Source organism: Stieleria magnilauensis, from assembly GCA_007753675.1.
GTDB lineage: Bacteria > Planctomycetota > Planctomycetia > Pirellulales > Pirellulaceae > Stieleria > Stieleria magnilauensis.
Window position 1 is genome coordinate 6710975 of sequence record CP036432.1, and the last position, 12041, is coordinate 6723015.

7 protein-coding genes are annotated in these 12041 nt (G+C 59.3%); 2 read left to right on the top strand and 5 right to left on the bottom strand.

What is annotated here, in order from left to right:
- Positions 1-1281: 1281 nt before the first annotated feature.
- From TBK1r_RS39495 to TBK1r_RS24015, 5 genes are all read right to left on the bottom strand, one after another.
- Complete coding sequence (locus TBK1r_RS39495) at positions 1282-2004, bottom strand: sulfatase family protein (RefSeq protein WP_473772452.1); 723 nt, start codon at positions 2002-2004, stop codon at positions 1282-1284.
- 319 nt (positions 2005-2323) lie between these two features.
- Complete coding sequence (locus TBK1r_RS24000; RefSeq protein ID WP_145216516.1) at positions 2324-3781, bottom strand: DUF1501 domain-containing protein; 1458 nt, start codon at positions 3779-3781, stop codon at positions 2324-2326.
- A complete protein-coding gene (locus TBK1r_RS24005; protein WP_145216519.1) occupies positions 3771-6791 on the bottom strand; it encodes a DUF1553 domain-containing protein in 3021 nt (1006 codons plus the stop codon). The genes TBK1r_RS24000 and TBK1r_RS24005 overlap by 11 nt, the downstream gene beginning before the upstream one ends.
- A 17-nt stretch (positions 6792-6808) precedes the next feature.
- Complete coding sequence (locus TBK1r_RS24010; RefSeq protein ID WP_145216522.1) at positions 6809-7966, bottom strand: putative glycoside hydrolase; 1158 nt, start codon at positions 7964-7966, stop codon at positions 6809-6811.
- A 26-nt stretch (positions 7967-7992) separates the two neighbouring features.
- Complete coding sequence (locus TBK1r_RS24015; RefSeq protein WP_145216525.1) at positions 7993-9486, bottom strand: aldehyde dehydrogenase family protein; 1494 nt, start codon at positions 9484-9486, stop codon at positions 7993-7995.
- A gap of 413 nt (positions 9487-9899) precedes the next feature.
- On the opposite strand from TBK1r_RS24015, the gene TBK1r_RS24020 reads away from it, so the two are divergent.
- Positions 9900-10094: a hypothetical protein gene (locus TBK1r_RS24020; RefSeq protein ID WP_145216528.1), complete on the top strand. Its 195-nt coding sequence runs from the start codon at positions 9900-9902 to the stop codon at positions 10092-10094.
- Positions 10095-10670: 576 nt separating this feature from the next.
- Complete coding sequence (locus TBK1r_RS24025) at positions 10671-11930, top strand: DUF1559 domain-containing protein (protein WP_145216532.1); 1260 nt, start codon at positions 10671-10673, stop codon at positions 11928-11930.
- Positions 11931-12041: the final 111 nt, after the last annotated feature.

Genomic DNA, 12041 nt, shown 5'->3' on the forward strand with positions numbered 1-12041 from the left:
ACCATGGCGATTCCCAGTCAGAAAGGCAGTAAGTGTAAACTTACCTGCCAGGCGCAAAAATCGTGCCAAAACCGGGTTTTTGGGACCGCGCCACCCGATAGGGTCCAGAATAGGTGGCATTGGGCTCACGCCACCGGCATCCACTCTGCCGGCCCTCCGGGCCTGAAGGGCTTCGCCTATCCGGCAAAATCAGGTACATAGAAAACGTTAGAGTCAGGAGATTTGAGATTTGAGATTGCCCAAATGCATTTCAACGAGATGCCTTGATCAGCCACCTCGATCTCTCCCTTCACCCGATCGCCGCAGTTCATCCGGCACCCATCATCCGGCACCCATCATCCGGCACCCATCATTCTGCCCCGTATCATTCTGCCCCCCCATCATTCTGCCTCCCATCGTCTTGCCCCCATTGTCTTGCCCCCATTGTCTTGCCCCCATCACCCCGCCCGCATCGTGAATGTTTACGTGAACAGTTTTGTTGCCGTTCCCTTGTGTTGATTGACCTTGATGTCGTACTTGTTCTGCTTGCCGACCGCTGCCCATCGTTCGGCCGTTCCGGTGCTTTGCCAGGCGATCAATACCTGCCGCGTTTCGCGAAACCAATGCCCGAGGTTTTTCGCACCGGATTCAATTCGATCCGATGCCGCTTTTGGGGCTTTGGAGGTCCAACGCACGCGTCCGGATGTGTCGAAACGATAATATTCCGTGCGACCAAAGTACTCGATCTTCCACCAGCCTTGAAAATGGTCGGCATCGTTGGCCACGCGGTCGCCGGCGGTGAAGTGGATCAACGTGTACGCGTAGCGACCGTCTTTCAGCCACCACTCCTCGTTCTTGGGCAAGTGCTGATGGCGGCAGATGGTGTGGCAAGCGATCCGGCCGACGCCGCTGGAGTCGATGCCCAGGAACAGCGTGCTGTGGGTGTAATCCGCCTTTCCGCCGTAGTCGCCCTGGGGATCAATATTGAAGTAAACGATCACGTCGCCTCCCTTAAACACTCCCAGGTCGATGATCTGCTGAGCGGCGGTGCGGGACAGTTTCATCCCCAGCGTCTTGACGTCCGATTGCGCCCGCAGTTTTTTGACGAGTTTCGGCACGGACATCTCGTGGACGCTGACGTTGCCCGTTTTGAGACACTGGCAGATGTAGTGTGCACAGTCCGCCAAACCGTCCCAGCCGTGGATCAAGATTTCGTCACCGTTGGGTTTCTGGAAAACCGCAGACTCACCGACCATGTGACCATCACTGGAAAACTCGGGAACGAAGCGTGCTTCCCAACCGTCACTTTCCGGGGCCTTCAGTTCCTTGCGTTTTTGACTGATCCGGACTGCCTTGTCGCTCAACATGAAGTAGCCGTCGCTGCACGGCTTGTTCCAATATTTCGCGGCGTATTCCAGCGCCGCCGAACGATTCAGAGCCATTGTCGTTCTCCGTGTCGAGTGTTGAACATGCACGAACGTTTTCGGAAGCGTCACCCCCTTCTGTGATCGTCTCCAGTTGCGGAATGTTGTCTGATCCAGCGAAGGAATCGCAAACTTTTCGGTCGCTCGGCTGATTATCAGCCGTTTGACGCGAGCCTACGGGCCCTGCGCTGGTCAAAACCTTTTCGATATAGCGGTATTGGGCGTAAGCCCCTCCCGAATGGCGGACACGTCCGCCGATGCGTTCAAACGTGACCGCATATTGGTCCGGCGTGTAGCGATAACCGTAATCGGGGGCCTCGTTGCGAATCATGTCGTAGATGCCATTTCGCTGCGGATAGCGACCGGTCAGCAGGCTCGCCCTGGACGGTGTGCACGCCGGCCAAGCGACATAGAAGTTCGTCAGCCGAGTCCCCTCCGTCGCGATCCGGTCCAGATTCGGTGTGATGATCCCATTACCGAGCACACCCAAGTCGTTGTATCCCTGGTCGTCGGAAACGATCAACAACACATTGGGCTGTTCTGCGAGAGCGATGTTGCCGAACAGGATTCCAGAGAGCAGCCATAAATACAGACGATTCATCTTCAAGTGATGCTTGTTGGGGAAGCGGGACGAAGGATTTCTTTTCGCGGAGGTCGTGTTACCGTTTTCGGATTGCGGTCAACGTTTTTCGTCGCGGCTTGTTTATAACCACCGCCCCGCCATGAGTCTTCGCTGCCGGCGACATTCCGTCTGAAAACCATCGGCGAATTGATCCACGGGGATTCATTTCAACACGCGGCGTGAGCCAGTGGCCAGTGTCGGGTTGCGAGGTCAACACGCGCCGGTCGCTGACGCTTCCCGCTGGGATGCCGGTCGCTGACGCGTCCCGCTGGGATGTCGCTCGCGGGCGTCTCGCGTGTTACGCCAGGATCGGTTTGATCACGTGGCCGTGAACATCGGTCAGACGACGCTCGATGCCGTTGTGGTAATACGTCAGTCGCGTGTGATCGATGCCCAGCAGGTGCAGCGCGGTGGCATGCAGATCGTAGCTGTAGGTCGGGTTTTCGACCGCTTTGAAACCTAACTCGTCGGTTGCCCCAAATCCGATCCCTCCCCGGACACCGCCCCCGGCCAACCATGCCGTGAAGGCTCCGGCATTGTGGTCGCGCCCCAGGCCATTGCCCTGCGCCGCCGGCTGACGTCCGAATTCGGTCGTGCAGATGACCAACGTCTCGTCCAGCATGCCACGCTGTTTCAGGTCCTGCAGCAACGCCGAGGCGCCGCCGTCCAGAACGGCGCCCCAGTAGCCGTGGTCGCGGGGCAAGTCTTCGTGGCTGTCCCAATTGGGACGGATCTTCTTGGCCGTCGTGTTCTCGGCCCCACAATAGAGTTGGACAAATCTCACGCCGCGCTCGACCAGTCGTCGCGCCAACAAGCACTGCCGTCCGAACGGACCGATGTCTGGATGATCGGTCTGGTAAAGGTTTCGCGTTGTTTGACTTTCCCGGCTCAGGTCGGTCGCTTCGGGAGCACTCAGCTGCAACCGGGCCGCCATTTCATACGCCTTGATCCGCGCGTCCAGCTCCGTGTCGCCGGGTCGGGTTTGGCGGTGCAGTTCATTCAACCGCTGCAGAAAACTCAACCCGGCTCGATCGCCGGCCGGCGAGACCTGGGCAAAGTCCTTGGGCGGAAACAGATCGGCGATCGGGTGTTGTGGGTAGGTGGTGTCCAGCGTGGTCGCCTGATGTTGCGCCGGCAGGAACCCCGCACCCCAGTTGATGATCCCGCCGGGCGGCAGCCCGCGCGGATCGGGCAACACCACAAACGCAGGCAAATCCTCGGCTTCGCTGCCCAGGCCGTACGTCACCCAGGCACCCATGCTGGGAAAACCGGGCAACGTGAATCCCGTATTCATCATGAAACAGGCCGGGCCATGCAGTGCCGTCTTGCTGTGCATGGAGTAAAGAAACGCCATGTCGTCGATGCAGGTGGCCAACTGTGGAAACAGATCGCTCATCCACAGTCCGGACTGCCCGTGACGGCGGAATTTCCAGTGGCTGCCGCGACAGTTGCCCGGCTTGGACGCAAAGAATTGCAACTGACCATCGGGATCGAACGCCGATCCGTCGCGTTTGTCCAGTTCGGGTTTGTAGTCAAACGTGTCCACCTGACTCATCCCACCCGGACAGAAGATCTGGATGACACGCTTGGCCTTGGCCGCATGATGCAATTGACCGTGTCCTGCGCCGTGTCCTTCGCCGGCGAGCATGGCCGTCAGCGCCAGCGAGCCGATTCCACCGGCCGCCGATTGCAAGAACTGGCGGCGCGAGTGGTTCGGAAGCCTTAAAATCGCGTCATGATTGGGGTCAATCGACATACACGAACTCATTCAAATTAAAAATCGATCGACACAGGGCGAACAAGCCTTGCCGATCAACAAACTCCGTCGCCCATCGGGCCTCCTGTTGCGACGGCTGCCGTCCCAGCGCGAGTGCGAAGGCGTGGTGAACCTGTGCCGCCGGGTCGCTTCCAGCCTCGCGGCCGATCCGCTCGGCAAAATAGCGAGCCTGCCGGAGCATGAAGTCGTTGTTGAACAGGGCCAGCGATTGCAGCGGGGTGGTGGTCGTGATCCGCTTCGGTGTCAGGTTGGCCGGATCGGGACAGTCGAGCGTGGTGAGGAATCGATCGGGGGTTGTCCGGACGATGTAACGATAGATGCTCCGTCGCCACAATTCCGGACGGTCGGCGGTGGTGTAAGTGTAGATGGGTGCGTAGGCATCCTGGTATTGAAAATCTTCGAATCCCGGTCCGCCGCGGCGATCGTTCAGTTTGCCGCTGACAAACAACACGGCGTCGCGAATCGCTTCCGCTTCGATGCGTTGGCGATTCTGTCGCCACAGCAGTCGATTCTCGGCGTCAACATTGGCCGCCGGTTCGCGGTACCGGCTGGACTGTTTGTAGGTGTCGCTGGTCACGATCAATCGGTGCATGGCCTTGAGCGACCAGTCATGATGCAGCAATGCTTCGGCGAGCCAATCGAGCAGTTCGGGATGCGACGGACGACCTCCGCCGAAGCCAAAATCACTGGGCGTGTCGACTAAACCTTGACCGAAATGCCAGTGCCAGAGTCGGTTGACGATGACGCGTCGCACAAGGGGATTGTCGATCGACGTGATCCATCGCGCCAGTGCCACCCGACGTTGCCCTTCGTCCGTCGCGATCGTCCCGAGTTCAGGATTTAACATCGCTAGAGCCGACAAGGCGGCCGGTGGCAGCACGTCACCGCTGGGGGTTTCCGGATTGCCGCGAATCAACAAACGCACCTCCGGCAAGCCTTTTTCGGCGACCACCCCATAAAATCGCGGCGGTGGGCCGAGTGCATCCAGTTCTGCTGTGACCACGTTGCGTTTGCTGCGGAGCGTTTCGATGCGATCGACCTCGGCATCGGAGCGAGTCGGCGACGTTTTCGGGCGGATGCGCGGGTCACCGAAACCGATCTGATCATGCCCGATTCCGTTGCCGCCGTCGGTCGAAACGAGTGTCAGAAAACGGACCTCCGGGGACAGCTCGATGTCGATGGGCTGTAAACCATCGTCGCGGCCGAGTTGTTTGAACTCCGCCACGATCTGTCCGTCGACAAAGACCCACACGTCGGCACGATGCGAACCGGAGGCCCCGAAGTAACCGAGTTGTGCGGTGAAGCGAAGCGGCGTTTCGGCACTCTTGCCGGCAGCGTCATCCGCCAGACTCTGGCGGATCGCGGAAAGGTCGAACGTGATCCCCGCGTTGGCATGCAATCCCAGCAGGCTGTGACCGTCCTGGGTGAAATCGATTCCGTCGAGTGAGGGGGAATGCTGGCTGGCGACAGGACCGTTGCGAATCATGTCCCAGGCTTCGCCAGACGTCGTGGGCAAGCCGTTGAGGGTGATGCCCGTCGAGGAGACGGGAATCTTGGCCCGAGCCTCCTCGCCGTCGGGGACAAAGACGCCATCGACAAAAGTAAAGTCTGACGCGGCGAATCGATTGGTCACGACGTTGCCAAGTCTTCCAAAGTCGCGGGTCTGCACTTTGGCATTGCGGACGTCGATGCCCTGGCGAAACGCCCCGGTGCCGCTTCCGTTTCCACCGCCGACGATGTCGGCCAGGTCGAGTCCATCACCTTCAAGCCGGGCGAGTTCAAAGTCGATCTGGTTGCGACGTCGGACCAATTGCTGCTTTGCCGATTCGTAGGCCTTCAGGGACGAATCGCTGACGACGCGTGCTTCTCGCCGCACGCCGGCGAAGACGGATTGCAATTGGTAATATTCACGCTGCGAGATCGGGTCCAGCTTGTGATCGTGGCAGCGGGCACAATTGACCGTCATCGCCATGGTGGTGGTCATGACCTGCGTGGTCATGTCATCCAAGTCCAGCACGCGAGCCGACCGGCGCAGTTGGTCGCTTTTGGTTTCGACTTGCCCGACATAGTCCCAGGGACCGGCGGACAGAAAGCCGGTCGCGATTACCGCCTGATCGTCGTCCGGCCACAAGACATCTCCCGCGATCTGTTCTTGAACAAAGCGGTCATACGGTTTGTCTTCGTTGAACGATTCGATCACGTAGTCTCGATACCGCCAGGCGTTGTCGCGTCGCATGTCGCGTTCAAATCCATGCGTGTCCGCGTAGTGCGCCAGATCCAGCCAGTGCCGTGCGTACCGTTCGCCGTAATGGGGTGACGCCAACAATCGATCGACCAGTTTTTCATAAGCCATCGGGTCGGAATCCTGGACGAACGATTCCACGTCTCGCGGTGTCGGCGGCAATCCGATCAGATCGAACGTCACGCGTCGAATCAGCGTGCGGCGGTCGGCCGGCGGATTCATCTCAAGTTGTTTGTCGGCGAGCTTGGCGCGAATAAACGCGTCGATCGTGGCGGGGGAACGGGGCGCGTCGGAGATGTTCGAATCCGACGGCATACGTTTCGCGACACGCAGCGGTTGCAGCGACCACCATGTCTCATCCGCCTTGGATTGCTCTTTGACGACAACGTCGCTCGGCCACGCCGCCCCCTGAACGATCCATTGCCGAATCAATGCGACTTCGGCATCCGATAGCGGATTTGACTCCTGGGGCATCGCAGCCGGTTGGCCATCGGTCGATGTGATCAATTCCAGCAGATAACTGCTTGCTGGGTCACCCGCGATGACGTACTCGTTCGCACGCAAATCGTCGCTCGTCGCCAACGAAAGTTCACCCTGGTTGTTGTTCGGCGAATGACACCGAATGCAGTGACGCTGCAGAATCGGCGCGACCTGCGACTGAAAATCCAACGGTGAGTCAGCGCCGCGCAAGGAGGAACTCACCGCCAGCAACACCATCACGATCGCCGGCAGTCGAATCCGCAGCATCTTCTTCGCTCCAAAAACTATCGCTGCCAATCGATCCGCGCCTTTCGGTTGGCCAAATCGACCCAGACCGATGCGTGTTCAAATTCGCGTGTGGCGGTCAATCCCTGCCATGTGGCATCGGCCTTGGGAGGACCCAGCGGACGCTCCAGCTCCGGATACGAATCCAGCATGCCGTGGGAGTGGGTGTAGCCCCAGGAATAGCAGAAGTGCGATCCGGGTTGCGCGGCGACCAAGTAACACGCCAGCGGGAACGTGATCCGTTGTCGCGCAAGTTCCAACAGTTCGTCATGGGGGCGGTTCATCATGTCTCGATCCAGCCAGTTGAATCCCGGCCAACCTTTCAGGACAACAAACTTGCCCTTGGCAGCCGCGATCGCGATCGAGTCCAGGTCGGCCTTCAGATCTTCCGGCTCGGCGGTCTTGAACGCGCCGAAGTGTTCGATCATCACGCCGTCGATTCCGTCCCAATCCAGGATTTGGCGGAAATCCGTGGTCCGTATTCCGTTGACCAGGACAATCTTGTCGGGGCCGAGTTTGCGTTTCGTCAGCCTGATCATTTCGCGGAGTCCGTGCACGACCGCGCAGGCCTTGGCGTCACCGACTTGCTGTGCCAGGCCGGGCGAAAGGGCTTGTGGCAGCGCGTCGATGAAGACACCGCCAAGTGGGGCTGAACGGTTGGCCGAGACGACGACATCGGACCACCACTTGCGAAACTCGGCGTTGGACGGATCCGGCCGCGGGGTACCGGAAGGGTGTTTGACGATTTCGCCGTCCGCCGTTCGCAGTGTCCACTCGGGGCGATAGGTCTCAAACGCCTCGTAGCCTGGCCAGTTGATGAAGGCGTTGAAATAAAACAACACCTTCGCATCGGGGTTGCGTGCCGTGATGCGTCTGGCCGTGTCTGCGATCCCCGCCTCGGTGCTGCCATGGACGCGAGCCCCGTGACTTTTTTCCAAACAGATCAACCGACTTCGACTGGCCACAAAGTTGATTTCCGAATCGGTCAAGTCCGTCGTTCGTTTTCCGAAGTGAAGGTTCAACGGCACGCGATCCCAGCTGAAACCGGGAACGGTAGCGACGGTAGCGGACGTTTCGGGGACCGGTTCCGTTGCGACGGTGATGGCCTGGGCCGAAACAATCAACATGGCGGCAAACAAACGGGCCGAGCGTTTCATCAGGTGGAGTCCGTTATCGCGGGAGATCACAGTGGTCGGACGACCGAGGTGCTGCGGTAGTAATCCATCAGCGTTTCGAACGACAGCACGCCGCCGCCCATTCCGCTCAGGTTCACACCGCCGTAGGGAACCCCGTGAGCGAACACGTTGTGGGCATTGATCCAACTGTTGCCCGCGATCATCGACTCGGCAACCCGAGCGGCACGTGCCAAGTCAGACGTCCAGACGCTGTTGGCCAGTCCGTAGTGGGTGTGGTTGGCCATCTCGATCGCTTGGCTTTCGGTTTGAAACGGTGCTAGATAAGCGACCGGCCCAAAGATTTCTTCCTGGGCGGCGACGTTGTCGAGCGAACCGGCAAGCAGGGCTGGTTTGACGAAATGACCGTCGTACCCTTCCACTTTGGCGGCACCACCGGGCAGCAGGCATTCGGCGCCTTCGGATTGCCCCTTCTCCAGGTAGCTGAGCACGCGTTGGCGTTGTTTGGCGTTAACGACCGGTCCCATTTGCGTCTGGCCGTCGAGCTGGTAGCCGATTTTGACTTGGGAAAGTTGGTCCACGCATTGATTGACGAATTCGTCGTAGATGTCTTGGTGCACCAACCAACGTGTCGCGTCGCAGCAGACCTGTCCGGTGTGGAACGTGATCGCACCGGCCAGCTTTTGCGCCGTATCGGCGACATCGACGTCGTTGAAAATCACCGCGGCTCCCTTGCCGCCGAGTTCCAATTTGACGGGAACCAGGTTGCGTCCGCAGGCTTCGCCCACCAGTCGTCCGACCTCGGGCGAACCGGTGAAGGACATGCGTTTGATTTGGGTGTTGCCTGAAAGTGCCGACCCCACCGTGGCGCCTCCGCCGGTGACCACGTTGATCACGCCGTCGGGGATACCGACTTCTTTCGCCAATTCCGCCAGATAGATCGCCGACAAGGGCGTGTCTTCGGCGGGCTTGATCACGACGGTGTTGCCGGCAGCCAGCGCGGGGGCGATTCCCCAGCCGATCAACAGGAACGGGAAATTCCAGGGAAAGATAAACGCGCAAACACCCCAGGGCTGACGCACCGTCCACGCTTCGTGGGCTTTGACCGCCAACGTGGTGCGGGGATTCACATGCTGGGCCATGTCGGCGAAGTAGCGAATCGTGTCGGCAAAGTTTTGGACGTCGCCTTGAGCCTGAGACTGGACCTTGCCGGCGTCGAGCGATTCGATTTGGCCGATGATCGCTTTGTGCTTCTCGACCGCGTCGGCCAAGCGGTGCAGCAACGCGGCGCGCTCGTTGACCGGCATCGTTGCCCACGACGATTGCTTGAACGCGGCATCGGCAACGCCGACCGCCTCCTCGACCTGCTCGGCAGTCAACTCGACCACGTCGGCGAGTTTGTCGCCGGACCCCGGATCGGTCGTCGCGATGCTATTGTCGTTTTCCGAACCCATCGTTTTGCCGCCGACGAAGCTGGCCAAACGCCCTCGTCCCAAGAACGCTTCGACTTCGGGCAGGAGTGAAGGTTTGATGGCGGTGCTCATGGAGGGCCTCTCGAAAAAAAGGGGGACGGTTGTGTAGGCGCGAGATCAGGCGATGAATGCCCGTTCGGTGCTGGTTCATTCCTCGTTGCAGTTTAGCAGGATGGCAGACAACGCGTTGTGTAACCTGTCAAAAACCGACGCGGCGCGATGGGAATTCGCGATCGTTCGCGGGCGCAGCGTCAACCCTTGCGCCCGCCTGGACGGGATCGTTGGCCTAGGGGATCTGGAAAAACAGATCCAACGGCAACGGTGGACAACTGAACTTCAGGGGAGTTGTAAGGGGCAAGTGCTTGACAATGCCGAGCCGGTAATCGACGATGCAGGACTTCGTGGCGGTCGGCTTCTACCTCTGTGTCGCAGTTGCCGTCTCCCTTTGTTGTCATTCACCTTCCGCTAGATCATTTGAACCGATCATGAAACGCACCCTCTCTCTCTCCTTGTTTGGTTTGTTGTTCGCTACTGCCATCTCGATCACCGGCTGTGGTGGCGGTGGCGAAGCGGAATTCACACCCACCGATGCCCAAACCGCGGACGAACTTGCCGAAGAAGAAGCTTACGACAAGGCAATGAACGCAGCCGCTCAAGAAACGGCTTCGCAAGGCAACTAAGTCGTCTGCGGCGACTCGCGTTTCGGGTAGGCGGTAGTGGACGAGGCGACGAGTCCTGTGCCAATACGCCCACTGCAGAGGACTCGTCGCCTCGTCCACTACCCGAACGACGGAGGGCCTCTCCGCGAGGCCTTCCATGTTTCGGTGGTTGCAGCCCCCGCCATCCACATTTCACCTTGAAAAAACCTTCACAGCCCGCGAGCCCTCCGGTGTTTCGGGAACGATGAGGGACCGGAAGGCTCGCGCCTTGCCGCTATCCAGAAACGCCCCGTTTGGCTCGTCAGTGTCGGCCGGGTTTGCCCGATGCCGTCCCCGCCGGTCCAGATACGACCGAATTGTGATCCATCGGACGTCGAAACCATTCGACACGCCCGTAACACCGCAGTGTGCATTTCGGATCCATAAAAGTTGGCACAGTGGCGTGGATTGTAGTTGAATCTGCCGACTTGCTCCCATAGACTCTACCCTTGGTGGCGATAGATTTGTAGATCGGGTGGGGCTCACCCGGCACGCTTCGCTCTCCTGTGCGACGCGGTACAGTCGCGTCTCTCTCATCCTCATTCCCGGAGTTTTTTTATGATTGGAAGCCGTAGTCGGCGAGCCGGTTTTACGCTCGTCGAGCTTTTGGTGGTGATCGCCATCATTGGAATTTTGGTCGGCTTGTTGTTGCCGGCCGTCCAGGCTGCCCGTGAGGCGGCACGACGCATGAGTTGCAGTAACAACTTCAAGCAAATCGGCTTGGCGTTGCACAACTATCACTCGGCGTACAAGAATCTGCCGATGAACGCAGGCGGAACGTACAACAACAACCTGCCGAACAATGGGAATTTGAACAATTCTCACTGGCTCAGCTGGATGGTGGGTGTGTTGCCGTTCATCGAGCAACAGGGTCTGTGGGATCAAATCTCCAACCCGTTCAACAGAGACCGAGCCGGCAACGTCATCAACCCGCCGTTCGCGGCAATGGGACCGCGTCCCTGGAACCAGAACTATCAGCCTTGGCTGACTCAGGTTCCCGGGTATCGTTGTCCGAGTGATCCGACCCAGCCGGTCAACAACCGAGTCGCGTTTACGAATTACTCGGCCTGTATCGGCGATGCAATTTTTGAACAGCAGCACGGTGGGGTCAACGACCGGGGTGTTCCCAACGGCAGTGGGACCTGGGGTGATGAAGCCGGTCAACGATGGGCCCGAGGGGTCTTCCGAGCTCGTCACTTCACCAAGTTTCGTGACATCAAAGACGGTCTTTCCAACACCATTGCGTGTGGCGAGAACGTCGTTGGTGATCGAACCAACTTGGCCAAAGCCACGCTCATCGTTCGAAAGAACAACGTGTGGGATTTGCCGCCGTCGCAAGGCCGAGCGTTCCTGGACCCCGAGCGTCCGCAGTACGTTAACACCGACACCAACAACGGCGGTCTGCCGCCTTGTACCGGTTGCTGCGGTAGCGGCATGGGGCCGGACCCGTGTTACGATCAATCGGCCAACCACCAACGCGGTCGTCGTTGGTCCGATGGACGGCCGATGTTCAGTGTGTTTACCACGATCTCGCCGCCCAACAGCTACAACATGCAGCGTTGGCACGGTGGGGGTGGTGTGATGAGTGCCTCCAGTTTCCACCAAGGTGGTGCTCACGTGCTGATGGCCGATGGAGCTGTCGTGTTCATCACGGACTCGATCGAGTCGGGTGACCAGAACCACGTTCCCTACGGTCGCGACAATGGTGACGGCCGTGGTGCCAACGGTGGTGCAGGTCGGGAAAGTCCCTACGGTCTGTGGGGTGCTCTGGGTACCAAGGCAAGTGCCGAAACGATCCAAGAGCAGCTGAACCAGTAAGGATTTTCAACGTCCGTTGAAATCAATGCCTGCGGGCGTGGTCACTCGACCACGCCCGCTTTTTCAATGAAGGAACGGGCATGCGTGTTGGTGTGCAGGCTTTAGCCGCCC